Source organism: Paenisporosarcina sp. FSL H8-0542, from assembly GCF_038632915.1.
Lineage (GTDB): Bacteria > Bacillota > Bacilli > Bacillales_A > Planococcaceae > Paenisporosarcina.
On sequence record NZ_CP152050.1, the window covers coordinates 3260546 to 3278916 of the forward strand.

12 protein-coding genes are annotated in these 18371 nt (G+C 39.8%); 1 reads left to right on the forward strand and 11 read right to left on the reverse strand.

From position 1 onward, the window contains the following. Window positions 1-124 precede the first annotated feature (124 nt). From MHH33_RS16405 to MHH33_RS16450, 10 genes are all read right to left on the reverse strand, one after another. Window positions 125-4309 (reverse strand): S8 family serine peptidase, encoded by a 4185-nt coding sequence (locus MHH33_RS16405; RefSeq protein WP_342542370.1) that lies wholly within the window; start codon window positions 4307-4309, stop codon window positions 125-127. A gap of 449 nt (window positions 4310-4758) precedes the next feature. Then, on the reverse strand, window positions 4759-5418 hold the full coding sequence (locus MHH33_RS16410; RefSeq protein WP_016428601.1) for a hypothetical protein: 660 nt from the start codon (window positions 5416-5418) through the stop codon (window positions 4759-4761). 354 nt (window positions 5419-5772) lie between these two features. Continuing rightward, window positions 5773-7170 (reverse strand): decarboxylating NADP(+)-dependent phosphogluconate dehydrogenase, encoded by a 1398-nt coding sequence (gnd, locus tag MHH33_RS16415; protein WP_342542371.1) that lies wholly within the window; start codon window positions 7168-7170, stop codon window positions 5773-5775. Between the two features lie 18 nt (window positions 7171-7188). After that, window positions 7189-8535, reverse strand: a complete 1347-nt coding sequence (locus MHH33_RS16420) for a GntP family permease (protein ID WP_016428603.1) — start codon at window positions 8533-8535, stop codon at window positions 7189-7191. A gap of 18 nt (window positions 8536-8553) precedes the next feature. Beyond that, the gene (gntK, locus tag MHH33_RS16425) at window positions 8554-10104 is read right to left on the reverse strand and encodes a gluconokinase (RefSeq protein WP_342542372.1); all 1551 of its coding nucleotides are present in this window, start codon (window positions 10102-10104) and stop codon (window positions 8554-8556) included. After that, the gene (locus tag MHH33_RS16430; protein WP_016428605.1) at window positions 10101-10829 is read right to left on the reverse strand and encodes a GntR family transcriptional regulator; all 729 of its coding nucleotides are present in this window, start codon (window positions 10827-10829) and stop codon (window positions 10101-10103) included. The genes gntK and MHH33_RS16430 overlap by 4 nt, the downstream gene beginning before the upstream one ends. 456 nt (window positions 10830-11285) lie before the next feature. Further along, window positions 11286-12293: an iron ABC transporter permease gene (locus tag MHH33_RS16435; RefSeq protein ID WP_342542373.1), complete on the reverse strand. Its 1008-nt coding sequence runs from the start codon at window positions 12291-12293 to the stop codon at window positions 11286-11288. Next, window positions 12290-13300 carry an iron ABC transporter permease gene (locus tag MHH33_RS16440; protein ID WP_342542374.1) on the reverse strand — a complete coding sequence of 337 codons (1011 nt, stop codon included), beginning with the start codon at window positions 13298-13300 and terminating at the stop codon, window positions 12290-12292. Before MHH33_RS16440 ends, MHH33_RS16435 begins: the two co-directional genes overlap by 4 nt. Before the next feature lie 3 nt (window positions 13301-13303). Further along, window positions 13304-14233 carry an iron-hydroxamate ABC transporter substrate-binding protein gene (locus MHH33_RS16445; RefSeq protein WP_016428608.1) on the reverse strand — a complete coding sequence of 310 codons (930 nt, stop codon included), beginning with the start codon at window positions 14231-14233 and terminating at the stop codon, window positions 13304-13306. 6 nt (window positions 14234-14239) lie between these two features. Continuing rightward, window positions 14240-15031, reverse strand: coding sequence for an ABC transporter ATP-binding protein (locus tag MHH33_RS16450; RefSeq protein WP_016428609.1), 792 nt, complete (start codon window positions 15029-15031; stop codon window positions 14240-14242). A gap of 161 nt (window positions 15032-15192) precedes the next feature. Between MHH33_RS16450 and MHH33_RS16455 the strand changes: the two genes are divergently transcribed. Next, on the forward strand, window positions 15193-16257 hold the full coding sequence (locus MHH33_RS16455) for an NAD(P)/FAD-dependent oxidoreductase (protein WP_342542375.1): 1065 nt from the start codon (window positions 15193-15195) through the stop codon (window positions 16255-16257). Window positions 16258-16316: 59 nt separating this feature from the next. Here the strand turns inward: MHH33_RS16455 and MHH33_RS16460 are convergent, their stop codons facing one another. Further along, the gene (locus MHH33_RS16460; protein ID WP_342542376.1) at window positions 16317-18344 is read right to left on the reverse strand and encodes a penicillin-binding transpeptidase domain-containing protein; all 2028 of its coding nucleotides are present in this window, start codon (window positions 18342-18344) and stop codon (window positions 16317-16319) included. Between the last annotated feature and the right edge of the window lie 27 nt (window positions 18345-18371).

Genomic DNA, 18371 nt, shown 5'->3' on the forward strand with positions numbered 1-18371 from the left:
AGATTGATTTCAAAAGTAATTAAAAAACCTTAACCCAATAAAATACAGGGCTAAGGTTTCTTAAAATCCTATTTTATTACTGTCTATTCTGGTTCTTCATTTGATTATAGAAACTAGCTTAGGATTATTTTAATCCTAACTGATTTAACACAGTATCTAATGTAGAACCTTTATACTTAGTTTTCGCTTTAGGTGCATTCGGAACTGTACTATTTTGTAATCCATAGTTTTTAATAAGAAGATCCATATCCTTTTTATCAACAACTCCATCGAAGTTCAAATCTGCACCTGATTTATTTGTTCCCCAATTTGTTTGTAGATATAATGCATCCATTATATCGATTACATTATCTTTATTTGCATCCCCAGCTTTTGCTCGAGCAAGTGCAGAACCATATCTATTTCCGATTGCTTCTCCTCGAACGTCATAAGATAGTACTAACGACTTATACATCGTAAAATGACCTGGTACATCTACTTTTAATGTAGAAGCATTTTTATCAGCTTTTATTCCATCTGCAATGTAGCTTCCATTTTTTATTGGAGCAGCCTCAATAACAGTTTTACCATCATAAGACGTTACAGTCACTTTTGCACCAAGTTTGGTTTGATCTAACGCGAAATTCTGTTGGCCAGTTAAAGGATCAGTCGTTCCTTCTAAATTCAAGGTACCCTGTATCCTTGAATATGTGTTTTTCATTTTAACACTTTCCATACTAGTATATACATTATTTGTTACTACATTTGATTGATCAACTGTAGTTCCAGTCATTTCCATGTCAAACCAGTCGACAGAGAAATTTGTATTTGGCGTATAATGTTTAACTGTATTTAAATCGAAATTAACTAATTGCATATCTTCTGGTAATGCTTTATTTCCTAAATAGTTAAAAGTAATTGTATAAGTCGTCTCAATATCATCAGATGTTGATGTTACAGATACTTGTGCATCCCCATATTGCTTAACTGCATCACTTACAACAACATTATTAATTGTAGCTAAGTCACCATTGTCTTTTGCTACTGGAATTGTAATCTTTGATGTTTTTAGGTTTTTAATATTATTCGAACTAATAGAATAATTTATAGTATCTCCGGTAGAAGCGGCTTGTTTATTTGCTTTTAAGTAATAGTAAGGGTAAGTATTAGAAACAAAAGCTACCCTTAGCATTGACGTAGCATCTGAAGTAAAGTTTCTTGCAGCATCATAAGCATAAAACTGAACCTTTAAAGGTTGCGTTCTTTTTTTAACTAAAATTTGATCATTGTAATTTCCCTTTTTATCAGTGTTAATTGGTAATGCTGAATATGCACTATCGTAAAATGAAACCACTGCATTGCTAGATTGATCAATTGGAATTCCAACACGATTAGCGTCAGCCACTTCAGGATCATTTACATTAATATTGAAATCATATAAATATTCTCCATTTGAATCAAATTGACTGTCTTTATATTCAATAACCTTTTGATCTAACGAATCAAAGCTTGAAGACATTGTTGGTGCGCCTTTTTCATAGATGAAATCAGCTGATTTTGAGAATGTTTTCCCTTGATCATTTGTTCCAATCATTTTTAATTTATAGTTACCTGTTTTTGCATAAACATAATTACTGTTAATCGGATTTTTCGGATCACCAGTGAATGGGAAATAACCCCCTGTAAATGCATATGGAATCCCGTAAACTGTGTTTTCATTTACTCCAAAACCATTGAAAGTTCCAAGGTATCCAATATCTTCACCAGTTGTTGCATCTTGGACTACCACGTCAATAGTTTTCATGTGCGATCTTACTGAAAAACTAAATGACATGCCTGGAGCTGCTTGTTCTGGCCAACGTGTATCACCAGAATACATTGGATTAGCAATGGTTAGTGTATCAAAACCTTCACTTACTACACGACTACCAAATGGAATTTGATACGTTTCAGTTGGATCTGCATTATTTGTAAAGACGATATATCCCTCATATGTTCCTTTTTCGGCTGTTTTCGGAATGTTCAAGTCAAATTTAATTGATTTTTGATTAATTCCATTTACTTTAACTGAAGTTGGACCTGTTAAGGTCACTCCATTTTGAGCTGCATCTTTGGAACCTCTTAATCCTGTTTGGAAATTAACATTTACACTAAATGTTTTTGCTTGTTCACTTCTATTTTTCACTGTAATCTTACGTGAATCATAAATATCTTGGTCATCAAATCCATATGAACCAAAACTGATTCCGCCCGTTAATTCTTTGATTAACTTTTGTTTTCCATTGATACTTGTAGGTGTTTCATCTACTACTTCCAATTCAACATTCGAATGAATTGCTTCATATGCATCAACACGACCACTTCCTACTTCAAACACACTATAATCTTTTGCTAATGGATCAGCTGTATTCATTAAAATCGCTTTTACATCAGCTGGCTCAAGATCTTTATTCGATTGAAGTAATAATGCTGAAACACCTGCCACATAAGGTGTTGCCATCGATGTACCTGATAATCGTTGATAAGCATACTTGTAGTCTTCAGCTTTTGATCCATCAACAGTTTTATCATTTACATAAAATGGAACGGTTGAAAGGATTGATACTCCAGGTGCGACAACCTCTGGTTTAATATCATAATTTACACGAGAAGGACCTCTTGAACTAAATGGTGCTAACTCATCGGATGCTGTTTGTATCTTAGTAAAATCGCCAAATGTGAAATCAGTTTTACCAGTTTTTAATGCTTCCAAGATCGTTAATCCTTCTTCATTTGAAACAGAGAATGAAGGAATCGAATTAACTGATTCACCTAAAAAGGACTGAATTGCACCCTCTGCCTTGTTTGCATCATCATTATACATGATAACGCCAGCAGCACCTTGTTCCTTGGCATACGCAATTTTAGAGGCCAATGTATAAACTCCTCGGCTCATGAGTACAAATTTCCCTTTTACGTCTTTTCCTGTATAGTCATCTCCGAGCCCCACATTAACAAGTTGGAGAGTTTTTCCTTTTAATGTAGATAAATCATCTTTATAGTTTTTTGCTAATTGTCTTAAATTGTAATTCTCCCCATTATGTGCACCTGCATATTGATAAATATCAATTGCAACAGATGATGCACCAACAGTTAACGCTAAGGCTGCAGCACCTGGTGAACCTAGCGTATAATTTTTATCGCCACTATTCCCTGCTGCAACAACGGTTGTTACTCCACTTAATACTGCATTGTTTACAGCAATTGAAGTTGCATATAATGGATCATTAAGTGAATTACCTAATGACATATTAATAACATCCATATCATCCTTCACAGCTCGATCGACAGCTGCAATTATGTCATCACTTTGTCCGCTGCCATATGGTCCAAGCACTCGGTACGCATAAATATCTGCTTCTGGTGCTGCTCCAACTGTTGTATACTCAGTATCCTTCGCTACTCCACGGCTTCCAATAATCCCAGCAACATGTGTACCATGATTAGTATAATAGGTCGACCCATTCATCTCTGGTTTACCTGATTTTTTCCAATCAGCATAGGTTGTTTCCATCGGATCACTATCGTCATCTACAAAATCATGTCCACCTTTATAAGCATCCTTTAAATCTGGATGGTTATAATCAATTCCAGTATCTAGAATACCGATTTTAATCCCTTTACCGGTATAGCCTTCTGCATGTAAACGATTTAATCCATCATAAGGTGTATAATTTGCGATATTGAATTCATCTGCTTTTAATGGATCATTTTCTTTTCCTTGAACAGGCGGATCAATCGTAAACGTTTCGTTACTCCAAACTGATTTGACAACTTTTGATTTTAATAGATTCTGAATTTGATTTGCAGGTAAACTCATTGAAACACCATTTAATGCATTTTTATATGAGCGATTAATCTTATAATTTACTTTTTTACTTTTTTCATCAACTAATACTTGTCCTAAATCTTTTTGAAATATTTCATGATCTTGATCAACTAAATTTGATGCTTCAGAATATGATAGTTGTTGGCCTTCTGATGCCGCTTCAATCTTAGCAACTTTTGCTGGTTTATTTGCAAACTCGACAATTACATGGGTTTGTTCCGTAGTCGTTAAATCTGTATCTGAAGAAATTTGAAGACCTGTTGATTCATTTGTAGTCATCTGGTTAAGTGCTGCTCTTTGTTCTGGTGTTAAATTAGCAAGTACATTTTCAGTATTCGAATAACTAACCGCTTTCGCATTAGTTGGTACTTGTACAATAGAACCTAAAATAAAACTAGATGATAGAGCAAATACAGCTAAGCTTTTTAAGACCTTACTTTTGTTGTTTGCTTTTTTTCCCATTTTCTTTCCTCCAAGTCTATGCCTTTTTATTACATATGTAGTGAAATGATTTACGAAAAAATGATTCTAATAGGTTTTAAGTATTTATATAGAATTCATCTATTTTCATTGGGTTCATTACAATTACACACCTGTTATTATTAAGAATATTTGGAGTTATGTAAATTGGGGGAATATTGAATAAATAAATGATTCAATATACGTTTTTTTCATCAGTTTTTTAGTCATTAAGATGTAGTTATGCCCTATTATGTTATTTGTTTTGTCAAAACGATGAATGAAGGGACTCTAAACTTGGGGGAATATTGTACAAAACTATTAAATACTGTTGATTTGGTATAAAATATTTTTTCAATACGATCTAGATTCTTAAGAACAATTAAAAACTATTATAGAAATAACAAAAAACAGAGAAAACCTATCAAGTAGATTTTCTCTGTTTTCATTATTTATCCATTTGAATCTGTTTCACTAGATAGTAGTTGAATTCTTAATTTAGACATCTCTTTGTCCAGTAACGAGGAAGCATTGGATAGCTCAATTAATTGTTTTTGAGCTTCTTCCGGTATCGATTCACCTTGATATTTATAGTTAAGTTTATGTTCTGTTGATGCCCAAAAATCCATAGCGGATGTTCGGATTTGGATTTCCGCGGGAACCCATATCACTTCATTAGATAAGATGACTTGCGTTTCTACAACAAGATGAAGGCTTTTGTAGCCACTCTTTTTAGGTTCTTTAATATAGTCTTTTACTCTAATCATACGAATATCTTCACGCTGCTCGATATGTTCCTTCAGCAAATATACATCCTCAATAAAGCTAGTGACAATTCGTACTCCAACAATATCTCGAATTTCTTGTTTAATGGATTCTTGAGTCAGCGGTATTTCTTTATTTTCAATCTTCTCAACCAATGACATAATAGTTTTCATGCGTGTTTTCATATGCTCAATGGGAGAGTATCCGTGTTTCGATTTCCATTCAAGATCAATAATATTGAAATCACTCTTCAACTCATATAATGCCATCTCATATGGGATGAAAAAGCCTTTCCAGTTTTTTATAACCGTTTGCACTAAATCGATCTTATGTATCTCTGGATACATATTAAACACCCCTTGATTAAAATCACACTTTATTATTCTGTCATCATATCACAGGTGGTTTGAATCGGAAAGATATATGAGAATGACTCGCCAGGGGATGAAAAGGCGACACTCCTGCGGGAATAGCGTTAGCAGAAGACCCCGCAGCGAAGCGAGGCGGCTGAGGCAACGCCCGCGGAAAGGGAGCCTTTTCTACGATTTTCTTATTTATTGGACAACCTCATCTGGCAATCGTCAATAAAATCGCTGGATTACTGATGATTCTCTTGGGTCTACTGTCAATCGGAGAATTAGTGAGTTGATTCAAAATATAGAAAAAGACGACTGAACAAAAAACTTCAGTCGTCTCTTTATTTATTTCCAATTCGTGTGAAAAGAGCCTTCCATATCCGTACGTTCATACGTATGTGCCCCGAAATAATCACGTTGTGCTTGTAATAAATTGGCGCTGGATTGTCCCGTTCGGTAGCCATCATAGTAGGCGAGCGCTGCACCTAATGCTGGAAATGCCATGCCGGACATCGTGCTTTCAGCCAAAACTTTTCTCATACCTGTTTGATAGTCTTTCGTTTTTTCAACAAAGTATGGAGCAATCAATAAATTATCTGTCGTTGACTGTTCTTCATACGCTTCACTGATTGTGTTTAAAAATTCAGCGCGAATAATGCAACCACCACGGAAAATAAGTGCGATATCTTTTAACGGCAAGTTCCATTCATTCAGTACTGAAGTCATTTTATATTGGGCGAACCCTTGTGCATAAGCACAAATTTTCCCCATATATAATGCTTGTCTTACGTATTCAATCCACAACTCACGATCTAAATCTTCATTCGCCAGTTTAGGTCCAGCCAATATGGTTGAAGCATGAACTCTTTCCGCTTTCTGGTGGGAAATGTAGCGGGCAAATAGCGATTCCGCAATGATGGTAACAGGAATACCATGGTCGATAGCTTGCACGCTCGTCCATTTCCCTGTCCCTTTTTGTCCCGTTTTATCTAGAATCACATCCACAAGTGGCAAACCTGTTTTTTCATCCACTTTTCTTAAAATATTCGACGTGATTTCAACCAGGTAGCTTTTTAATTCCCCATGGTTCCACGTTTCAAAGATATCCGCAATTTCGTCTAGAGGGATATGAAGTCTTTCTCTCAAGAAAGAATAAGCTTCCGCAATGAGCTGCATATCCGCATATTCAATACCGTTATGGACCATTTTCACAAAATGGCCAGCGCCTTTTGGACCCATATACGCACAACAAGGCGTTCCATCTACTTGCGCGGCAATTTTTGTCAGAACAGGTGCCACTTTTTCATACACTTCTTTATCTCCACCCGGCATGATAGAAGGACCTTTTAGTGCTCCTTCTTCACCACCAGAAACACCTATGCCTAAATAGTCGATTCCCTTGGACTTCAATTCATCAAATCGGCGTGACGTGTCTTCGAAATGAGAATTCCCGCCGTCCATAATAATGTCTCCCGGTTCCAGATAAGGTACTAATGATTGAATGACAGAATCGACGATATCACCTGCAGTAACCATAAGAAACACTTTTCTTGGAGATTGCAGAGACTGAACAAATTCTTCTACACTATAATAGCCATTCACTTGTTCTGTTTCTTGCAAGAGTAAGTCTGTTAAATCTCTCGTATAGTTATAGACTGCTACCTTTTCACCTTTACTAGCCATGTTCAACGCGATGCTCTTACCCATTACACCCAGACCTAAAACACCAATCGTGTTGTTCATATCTAATCCAATCCCTTCTTATACGAATAAACTTAACAATAGAATGAATAGTAATCCCGATACCGAAATAATAGTCTCAAGCAATGTCCATGTTGCAAACGTTTCTTTTAACGTTAAACCGAAGAATTCTTTAAACATCCAGAAGCCAGCATCATTTACATGCGATGCTATTAAACTACCTGCACCAGTTGCTAGAACTACCAACGCTAAGTTGACGTCTGTTGCACCTAACATCGGAATAACCAAGCCTGCAGTAGTTAATGAAGCAACAGTTGCTGATCCTAAAGAAATACGCAAAATGGCAGCAATCACCCATGCAAGAATGATTGGAGAAAGTGTGCTGTCACTGAACAATTCAGCTACATAATCACCGACTCCACCATCAATCAACACTTGTTTAAACGCACCACCGCCACCGATAATCAGTAGCATCATTCCGATACTTGCAATTGCACTAGAGCATGAATCCATGATGGATTTCATCGGGATTTTGCGTGCCAATCCCATTGTATATACTGCTAGCAATAATGATAGAAGCATCGCTGTTGAAGCATTCCCAACAAAACGAACAGTTGCAAATATAGCGTTATCTTCAATGCCATTTGTTTTTTGCACCATTGTGATGACTGTTGCAATGGCCATTAGGATAACCGGGAACATAGCTGTGAATACACTGATTCCGAAACCAGGAGTTTCTTCAAGCTTAAATGTTTTTTGTTCACCAAGTGAGGCGATATCACCAGTTTTATTGAATGAGTTCGGTACGATTCGTCGGGCAATTTTCGTAAATATAGGTCCCGCAATAATTACAGTAGGGATCGCAATGATGAAGCCGTATAGCAATACTTCACCGATATTCGCTCCGTATTCACCGGCAATAACTGTCGGGCCCGGATGCGGCGGCAAGAATCCGTGAGTTACGGATAACGCAGCTACCATCGGAATTCCTAAATGTAAAATGGACACTTTCAATTGCTTAGAAATTGAAAATACGATTGGAATTAATAACACTAATCCTACTTCGAAGAACAAAGCGACACCGATAATAAATGAAGCCACTACCACTGCCCATTGGATTCTTTTCTCCCCGAATTTATCAATCAGGGTCATCGCGATGCGTTGTGCACCGCCTGCATCAGCAATCAATCTTCCCAACATGGCACCAAGTCCAAATATCAATGCCAAATGACCAAGCGTACCACCCAGTCCACCTTCAATGGATGCAACAATGCTATCAAGCGGCATACCTAAAGCTAATGCAACTCCAAATGCAACAATGATCAATGAAACGAATGTGTTCAATTTAAAGCCCATAATCAAAACAAGTAACGAGACAATCCCTATTGCAACAATAATTAACGGCATGACAATACCTCCATTTTCTTAGTTATTATTTTTTATTAACCTTCTTTGATACTTAGCGATACTTGAATATTCTTTTTCCAAAACTCTAGATAAATTAATAAATATGGGCAGCAGCTCTCTATATTCCTGTACATCGGATTCTATAGGAAAGTGCTCGAATGTACTGCCGATCATATCGGAAACTACATTAAATGAGTCAATTTTTCCTGTAGCATAAAGTCCTAAAATACATGCCCCAAGACAAGAACTTTCATAACTTTCCGGAACAACAACTTCAAGATCGAATATGTCTGCCATCATTTGGCGCCAAACATCTGATCTTGCGAAACCACCAGTTGCCTGAATTCGAACGACAGGTTCATCCATCACTTCAAGCAATGCCAAAAATACGGTGTAAAGATTATAAATTACACCTTCCAGGGCAGCCCGAATCATATGTTCTTTTTTATGGGACATCGTCAGTCCGAAAAACGAACCTCTAACGTCAGGATTCCATAACGGTGCACGTTCACCTGCCAAGTATGGATGGAACAGTAAACCATCTGCACCTGGTCTTACACGTTCTGCTATCTTGGTTAACACTTCATATGGATCAATGCCAAGTCTTTTCGCTGTCTCCACTTCTGCAGAGGCAAATTCATCTCTGATCCATCGAAGCACCATACCTCCATTATTTACAGGCCCGCCAATGACCCAATGTTTTTCAGTCAATGCGTAGCAGAATATGCGTCCCTTTTCATCTGTTTGTGGATGGTCAATGACCGTACGGATGGCTCCACTGGTACCGATTGTAACGGCCACTTCCCCTTTACCAATCGCATTCACACCTATGTTTGACAGCACTCCATCGCTTGCTCCAATGACAAATGATGTTTGAGGACTGATGCCAAGTTTTTTTGCCAGCTTCGGATTACAGTCACTGAAAATCTCGGTTGTCGGCACAAGTTCAGATAACTGGTCTGATGTAACGCCAGCGATTTGCAATGCCTCTTCATCCCAAGCCAGGTTTTTGAGATTCATCATCCCCATAGCCGAAGCCAATGAATGATCGACAACATATCGATTAAAGAACTTGTTGAAAACATATTCTTTGATGCCTATATATTTTTTCACTTTGGCCGCAAGCTCAGGATGATCATTCACAATCCAAGCAATCTTGCTCAATGGTGACATTGGGTGAATAGGCGTTCCTGTCCGTTTATAAACCTCATGGCCATTTAATTCTTGCTTTATTTTACGTGCCCAAGCCTCGCTACGGTTGTCCGCCCATGTGATGCACTGCGTAAGTGGCTGATCATTTTCATCAATCGCAATGACACTGTGCATCGCGCTGCTGAACGAAATGAACAACAATTTATCCGGGGCAATCCGTGAAAGGCACATGACATTGGAGATTGATTTTACGACTGCTTGAAATATTTCTTCAGGATCTTGTTCCGCAGTTGAAATATCCGGTGTATACAATGGATAACCGATATTCTCTTGTTGAACGATTTCACCTGATTCAGTAAATAAAACCGCTTTCGTACTCGTTGTCCCTATGTCGACACCTAGCATATAGTTAGTCATATATTTTGCTCCCTTTCTTTTGTGAGCATTTGTTGAGACATCCAAAGGTCTTCCACTTTCTCTTGAACATCCTCGAAGTTTTGATGCAACGCTTGAACCATGACATCCCGATCTTTAGTTTGAATCGCTTTTATATAAATATCGTGATTGTTTAAGACACGTGAATAGTCTTCAAACTTTTCTTCCATTCGCATGCGCATTGATAAAAGAATCAAACTTTCCATGACCGGTTTTGTATTGTTCCAAATCAACAGGATATAGGAATGGTTGATGGATCGAACAATAGTTTCATGGAATAACACGTCCTGGTAAGAGAACTCATCCGCATCTTTATACTTAATGGCAACTTCCATCATTTCACGTATTTTGCTAAGTTCCTTCACCAAAACAGTCGTATCTATTTTCAATATCCGTTCATATACAAATGTTTCAATCATCAGTCGAACGTCATATAGCTCTTTTATGTCCTTTTCTGCTAATCCAACGACAACAGCACCCATCCGTTCGAGACGAATGATATTTTCCGATGCCAATATTTTAAGAGCCTCTCGAATAGGCGAACGGCTCACATTAAATTCTGTAGCTAATTTGTTTTCCGAAAGTACGGTGGCAGGCTCAATAAGACCGGCAATTATTCTGATTCTTAGCTCACACGCTAACCGCACACCCATGGAAGCGTTTGCATTCCACTTTTCAGGATAGATAAATTTTTGTTTTTCACTCATTCGTACCTTCCTACTTTCACAACCGACATACTTGTATACAAGTATAGTAATGGACTTAAATGAAAATGTAAACGCTTTTACCTCATGTACTTTCTTCCATCGATAAAGGCTCAGTTTAACTTTATGGTTGATTCTTTATAAAAATTAAAGGGAATCGGCTCCCGTTCCACGGACGTACCAGGCAAGCCTCCTCTGGCCAACAGGATGTTGGTCACGAAGGCGTTGCCACAAAATTGCATTTTGACAAGTAACCGCAGGAGCGGCACTTTTGAAAAGTGAGACCCACAAGTATGTTGGTTTTCATACTTGTTGCCTCATGTGGAACGTGCGGCTAGCACATATGTACGATAAACAACCCTATCGTTTACCAGAGCCTAAATAAAAAAAGAGCTAGGGATTCACCCCAGCTCGACTTGTTCATTATGAATTTAAGGTTACTCTTAATTCACTTGGAAATCACTTTTTAGTTAGTAGGTAAATAAAATATGGTGCACCGATCAGTGCCACCATGACGCCTGCCGGAAGTCCATTCGGTTCAACAATATTGCGGCCGATTGTATCCGCAATGAGCAGGAGCCAGCCACCAATGAGTACGCATAGCGGTAGAAACAGCTGGTGTCTGGGACCAATAAGCGTACGTGCAATATGTGGTGCCATCAACCCGATGAACGAAATCCCTCCTGTTACAGAAACAGCTGATGCTGCAAGTGCCACAGCTGCAAGTGTTAGGACAATACGCTCTTTCTGAACGGACAGACCTACGCCAATTGCTACTGGTTCACCCAGCCCAAGGATGTTCAACCGGTTCGCTTTAATGATAGCAAACGGGATTAGTACGACCAACCATGGCAAAATTGCCAATACAAACGGCCAGTCCGTCCCCCAAATACCCCCGGCAAGCCAACGAGCAATGAAATCGACTTTAATTCGGTCAGCAGAAGAAATCAATACAATCATGGCACCTGACAATGCCATGGACATACCGACCCCTACCAATACTAGACGCACTGGTTGCATACCAGTCGTACGGCTGTAAGAAAACGCATAAATAATTCCAGCTGTCAGCAAAGCACCGATGAAAGCAACGAAAGGCAATACATAAATAAATGCCCCCACCTCCACTGGGAAGTACAAAAAGAAAATAGCAACGGCAACCCCTGCTCCAGAATTGATGCCGATAATACCGGGATCCGCCAATTCATTGCGGGTAATCCCCTGCAACAACGCACCTGATAAGGCTAGCGCCATTCCCGCCAAAAGCGTAATGACTATCCGAGGCAGACGGACCGAGAAAAGAACGAATTCTTCTTTAAAATCCCCTTGTCCAAGAATTGTCGGAATGATTCGGTCGTAGGAAACGGACGAATAGCCGAGACCAAGACTGATGACCGCAGTGGTCACAATCAATATTGAAAAGACAATCAGCAATAACCGTTGTTTTCGAATAATGGATTTTTCGATCATGAGAAACTTTGCCCTCCTTTACGTACAATGTACAAGAAGAATGGCAAGCCCATAATGGCAACAACAGCCGCCACGGGAGTTTCATACGGAGCGTTAATTGTACGAGCGACGGTATCCGCGAGCAACATGAAAGCCGCTCCAAGTATGGCTGACATCGGAAGCACAAAGCGATAATCCGTACCGACTATTGCCCGCACAATATGAGGCACCATCAGCCCGAAGAATGCCAAATTGCCGACAAGTGCCACAGACGCGCCTGTTAAAATGATGACGAGTACAAACAAAATCGACTTGATCAATCGGACACGTTGCCCGAGCCCAAGTGCCATTTCTTCACTCAATGAAAGAATGGTTAATTGGCGTGAACACATCAAAGAAATGATAATCCCGACCAAAACAATTGGCGCAATTAACAACACTTGATTCCAAGTCGTCCCGACCATGCCACCTGCAGTCCACATGGAAACCTGTTGCGATATTTTAAAATATAAACCGACACCTTCAGCAATAGCATAGAGAAAAGCTGAAATGGTTGCTCCTGCAAGCACGATCCGTAAAGTTGTAAAGCCTTCTGGATGAAACGAGCTGAACCCGAATACGAGAATCGCTCCGACTGCCGCTCCCGCGAAACATGCGAGCATTACACCAAAATAATTAACAGTTGGCCAAAATGCCAATGTTATAGCAAGCGCTGCATTGGCACCGGCAGTCAATCCGAGTAAGCCTGGATCGGCAAGTGGGTTACGAGTCATCCCCTGAATAATAGCACCTGAAACGGCAAGAGCCGCGCCTATTAGGGCAGCGGCTACTTCTCGCGGAAAACGTATCTCCCGCAACATTATGGCTTGGTCATTCGGAGCACTTGAAAGTAAGGCAGATAAAACATCTTTCACGCTTGTATCTGCCGCCCCGAAAACTAATGCCATGCCGAAAAGTACGATCATCAGAATCAAACTCATCCCCAGTTTAATAGAATAAGGAATGCGTTGAAGCCGAAAATTGAACATGATTTAGTTCCCCAAGAACGATTCTTTGAAGAATTCCAATTGATAATCCAGTGTCAAAGGATCGTTGAAGTAAAACTCCATTGCATCCACAGTATACATCTGGTTGTTTTTTACTGCCGGGATATTCTTGAATGTTTCTGTACCTTCAAATGAGTTGTCTGCATCTTTATTTTTGCTGAAGATTAAATAGTCTCCAACATACTCAGGTAAAACTTCAGCAGATAATGCATAGTAACCATCTTTCAATGCCATTTCTTTTACTTTCTCAGGCATTCCCAGACCCATTTCCTGATAAAGGATTTCTGTACCGCGGCCCCAGTTGTCGCCGAATACATACAATTCTTTGTCAAAGCTTTCAATTACAGTGACAGTCGCATCTTCACCAATTTTCGCTTTGATTTCATCGCCTGCTTCTTGCGTACGTTTTTTGAAATCGTCTACCCAAGCTTGTGCTTCTTCTTCTTTATTAAGTAGTTTCCCTATTTCTACGTGCTGCGTTAAATAGTCAACCGCTCCATACGTAAAGGTAACAGTTGGTGCAATTTCATTCAGTTTGTCCACATTTTTGATATTAGAAAGACCGATAATTAAATCCGGTTCCATTTCAATGATTTTCTCCAGGTTTTCATCCGTTACTTCCTCAACGCCTTCAAGTTTTTCTTCAAAGCGTGGATTCATTTTCGACCAAGAGTCAACACCAACTAAAGGAACATCTAATGCCATGACATTACCTGCAAATGATGATAAAACTACGACACGTTGTGGGTCAGCAGGCACTTCAACAGGTCCGTTTTCGGATTCATACGTGATTGTTGATGGCTCTGAAGAGTCACCTTCTTTGGAAGATGATTTTCCTTCTTCTTTATTGCCGCCGCATGCAGCTAATACAAACATCACAAGTAGCGCTATGAATAGGTATGAGTATTTTTTCATTTTATGTCATTCTCCTCTTACTAAATTATAGGTAATACAAATCGGTTTTCCTGTACGTGGATCTTCGCCAATTTCAGCATCGATTTGAAACAGTTCGCGTAATACAGGTTTCGTGATAATTTCTTCACTGGGGCCAGACTTCACGATTTTCCCAAACTTCATCCCGATAATGTAATCCGCAAAACGGGCAGCATGATTCAAATCATGCAACACCATCACAATGGTGCGTTTTTCCGTAACGTTCAACTGCTGCAACAATTCAAGAATCTCCAGTTGATGCGCCATATCCAGATAGGTTGTTGGTTCATCCAAAAAAATCATATCGGTTTCCTGAGCAAGGGCCAGGGCAATCCACACACGTTGACGCTGTCCACCCGAGAGTGAATCAACGGGATGTGACTTGAAGAATTTAGTTCCTGTAACTTCAAGTGCCCAGTCAATCATCTCCAAATCCTTTTTGGTCAAGCGGCCGAATCGATTCTGATGCGGAAATCGTCCATATGAAACCAATTCTCCAACAGTCAGTGCACCTGCACTTTCTGGAGTCTGAGGCAGTACTGCAATTTTCTGTGCAAGCCTTTTTGTGGGTTCTTTGACAATGCTTTCGCCGTCAAGAACAACGGAGCCTTTTTGATGAGGAATGATACGAGTCATTGCTTTTAATAAGGTGGATTTCCCACAGCCATTCGGACCGATAATGACAGTGATTTTTTCATCTGGTATGGAAACAGATAAGTTCTCAACAATTGTTCGATCACCATATCGGATTTGCAGTTCTTTTGCTTTTAGCCGAACCATTTTCAACCTCCTTTCACCAAATTATTTATATTTACTGATAACGATTATCAATATCATTTACAAACTAACTATAATAGGGTAAGCTAAGCCTGTCAATAGCACTATACTATATATAAAATTCGAAATCACACGATTTTACCTGTTGAGGAAGGATTGAAAAAATGAAGCATTTAGAAGAGTATGATGTAACCATCATTGGTGGAGGACCTGCAGGTTTATATGCCAGTTTTTACAGTGGACTTCGCGGACTAAAAACGAAAATTATTGAATTCCAACCTCAACTTGGCGGCAAAATTCATGTGTATCCTGAAAAGATGATTTGGGATGTCGGAGGACACCCTCCACTGCCAGGAGCCATGCTTATCGATAAACTGGTTGAGCAAGGATTGACGTTTCAGCCAACCGTCGTGCTGAACACAAAAATCGGGGCCATCCATCAGAGGGCAGATCAATTATTCGAACTGATTACCGATAAGAATGAACAGCATTTATCCAAAACAATCATCGTCGCAACTGGAAGCGGTATCCTTACTCCACAAAAGCTTCAAATTGAAGGTGCTGACCGATTTGAAGTAAGTAACTTGAATTATACCATTAAGTCCTTGATGCACTTTAAAGATAAAAAGGTAATCATTTCAGGTGGAGGGAATTCAGCCATTGACTGGGCCAATGAACTCGCAGCGATTGCCAAACAAGTCATCGTGGTCTGCAGAAAAGACGATTTCACGGGACATGAAGCACAGGTCACCAAGCTTTTGGAAAGTAATGCAATTTGCATATTCCAAACGTCCATATCTAAATTGATTGCTTCTACGGATAATTCTCGCATTGAAACGGTCGAATTAACAGATGCCATGACTGGTGAAAAACAATACTTGTCAGTGGATGAAATCGTTATTAACCATGGATTCGAACAAGATATCGCGTTGCTAGAAAATAGTTCTGTAAAAATGGAACTGGCAGATGGCTACTTTATCGCAGGAAGCGTGAACAGTGAATCCTCAATTCCAGGTATTTTTGCAGCTGGCGATATTTTGAAGCATGAAGGAAAACTTAACCTGATTGCAGGAACTTTCCACGATGCTGCGAATGCAGTAAATAAAGCAAAGAAATATATTGAACCTGAAGCGGATCAAATAGCCATGGTCTCTTCACACAATGATGTCTTTAAAGCACGCAATAAGGAACTTGTGAAAGAACTGCTTAAAGAAAGTGTTCATTCATAAGTAGATGCTGAAAAAGGGGACTGAATAATATTTATTCAGTCCCCTTTTTCCATGCTTTTCTATTGATTTTCTCCCGTAGGTGCAAAGACTCTCGATACAAGCTCAGCTACATAAGCACTGCCTCCGTTATCTTCCACCCCTTCAATCATCATCGCCAAAATGAAATCTGGATTCTCTGAGTTGTAAGTAACAAAAAACCCATTTTCCCTACCATTATCTTCCGAAGCCGCTTTGAGTTCTGCCGTTCCCGTTTTTCCTGCAAGCGGAACCGACGGCAAATTGGCAGCTTGTGCAAAGCCATCCACCACAACGTTTCGTAGACTGGTTCTAATAATTGACGCATTTTTTGCACTCACAAGTCCTTCCTTCCAAACTTGAGCGTCTTCTTCCTCCAAAAACAAGGTAGGTTTATACATAAGACCTTCTGTCAGAAAGACTTCATACATCGATGCAAGATGAAGGATATTGGTCAACATTTGGCCTTGGCCGAATGACGTATCCGCAAGCTGACCTTGTGACCCAATTGTCCCCTCATTTGAAATTTGGGAAGGCTTCATCCCATAAGTGAACGGAATTTCTTCATCGAAACCGAAACGCTTCAGTCCTTCCACAAATGTCTTACTCCCCATATCAAGTGCTTGCTGCGCAAAGTAAATATTGTCCGAATAGACGAGAGCTTTATTCAAATCAATCGGATTGGGTGCTTCAGCGTGGACACGCGTGACCTTGTAATCGCCCCAAGATGCATCTTTTTGCCATGTCTTTCCGTTAATCGTCAGCCCTTCAGTTGGATTAAGTGTACCCGCCTCCAACCCGATTGCTGCCGTGATCGGTTTTAATGTCGATCCCGGAGCGTAAGCGGCTGTAAAACGATTGAACAACGGTTTCAGCGGGTTCGTCTCAAGTGCTTTGTAGCGCTCGCCACTGATTCCCAGCATAAACTCAGTCGGATTGAACCCTGGGGAACTGACAAGAGTTAGTGTCTCACCAGTTTTGGGATTTACGGCCGCACTCGTACCCGCTTCGCCACGCATGGCTTGATACGTTTGTTTTTGTAACTGGGCATCAATCGTCAATGAAACCGTTTCCCCGTCTACTGCCGGCCTTTCTGCAACTGTTACCGCTTCGGCACCTTCTTCTGCTTTATCGATGTAGATAAGAATCCCGTTTTCTCCCCGCAGTCGATCTTCGAGTAATCGTTCCAAGCCTTGTCTGCCAATGAGGTCGCTTTCTGTATACCCTTCATCTTTACGCTTTTCCAACTGTTCCGCTGTAATCACACCAATAAAGCCAGATAAATGGGAAAGTGCTTCTCCATACGGATATTCACGCATCGGTGTTTCCTTCCGTGTGACGCCTGGAATTTCAGCAAGCTTTTCCAGTAATGGAATGTCATTGTTCGAAACTTTTGCAATCGGCACAAAATAATCAGGCTTGACCCAACTCTGGTTCAACTGACTGTCAATGTATTTTGCTGTAGTACCGAGGAGCTCGATTAACTCCGCTTTTTTCTCGTCATCTGTGAACTTCCCTGGCACAATTCCGATTTCATAACCAGTTCCATTCACAGCAATCGGGAGTCCGTTGCGGTCAAGAATTTCACCACGTGCAAAAGTCGTTGTTGAAATCCTTATCGTATCTTTTTCTCCTAGCTCAGGAAAAATGAATGATGAATCCCAATCCACAAACCAATCCTCTATCTCATCGTGTGTTTCGTGGACCAAAGTCATTGTTTTCTCGAATTCAACCGGTCCAGCAACTGTTTCCATTTTTACTTGTATTGGAAAATTTGCCGGTTTCTCGCTGTCCCACTCAATATCTTTAGCTGGCTTCGTATACGTTACTTCCACATTTTCGATACCTAAATCTTTTTGCAGCTTTTCCTGCCTTTCCACAAAACCTTTCTTTCCATATATGTCTTTCGTTTCTTCATTCAGATAGTTGCTATACATATCAGCGAATTCCCCATTGTTCCAATGCCCCAAATATTCCGCCAATCGTTCCTCCGGTGTCACTTTATCCCGACAACCTGAGAGGAAGATGACGATCAAAAAAAATGCAGCGAATACTGCCCATCCCTTTTTCATTTTTTACCCTCCTTCTTGAAATACATT

Excerpts from the sequence above, each read along its gene's own strand:
- MHH33_RS16430 (WP_016428605.1), bottom strand. The coding sequence starts at position 10,829 with ATGAGTGAAAAACAAAAATTTATCTATCCTGAAAAGTGGAATGCAAAC.
- MHH33_RS16450 (WP_016428609.1), bottom strand. The coding sequence starts at position 15,031 with ATGGTTCGGCTAAAAGCAAAAGAACTGCAAATCCGATATGGTGATCGA.
- MHH33_RS16435 (WP_342542373.1), bottom strand. The coding sequence starts at position 12,293 with ATGATCGAAAAATCCATTATTCGAAAACAACGGTTATTGCTGATTGTC.
- gntK (WP_342542372.1), bottom strand. The coding sequence starts at position 10,104 with ATGACTAACTATATGCTAGGTGTCGACATAGGGACAACGAGTACGAAA.
- MHH33_RS16445 (WP_016428608.1), bottom strand. The coding sequence starts at position 14,233 with ATGAAAAAATACTCATACCTATTCATAGCGCTACTTGTGATGTTTGTA.
- MHH33_RS16455 (WP_342542375.1), top strand. The coding sequence starts at position 15,193 with ATGAAGCATTTAGAAGAGTATGATGTAACCATCATTGGTGGAGGACCT.
- MHH33_RS16410 (WP_016428601.1), bottom strand. The coding sequence starts at position 5,418 with ATGTATCCAGAGATACATAAGATCGATTTAGTGCAAACGGTTATAAAA.
- MHH33_RS16440 (WP_342542374.1), bottom strand. The coding sequence starts at position 13,300 with ATGTTCAATTTTCGGCTTCAACGCATTCCTTATTCTATTAAACTGGGG.
- gnd (WP_342542371.1), bottom strand. The coding sequence starts at position 7,170 with ATGAACAACACGATTGGTGTTTTAGGTCTGGGTGTAATGGGTAAGAGC.
- MHH33_RS16460 (WP_342542376.1), bottom strand. The coding sequence starts at position 18,344 with ATGAAAAAGGGATGGGCAGTATTCGCTGCATTTTTTTTGATCGTCATC.
- MHH33_RS16405 (WP_342542370.1), bottom strand. The coding sequence starts at position 4,309 with ATGGGAAAAAAAGCAAACAACAAAAGTAAGGTCTTAAAAAGCTTAGCT.
- MHH33_RS16420 (WP_016428603.1), bottom strand. The coding sequence starts at position 8,535 with ATGCCGTTAATTATTGTTGCAATAGGGATTGTCTCGTTACTTGTTTTG.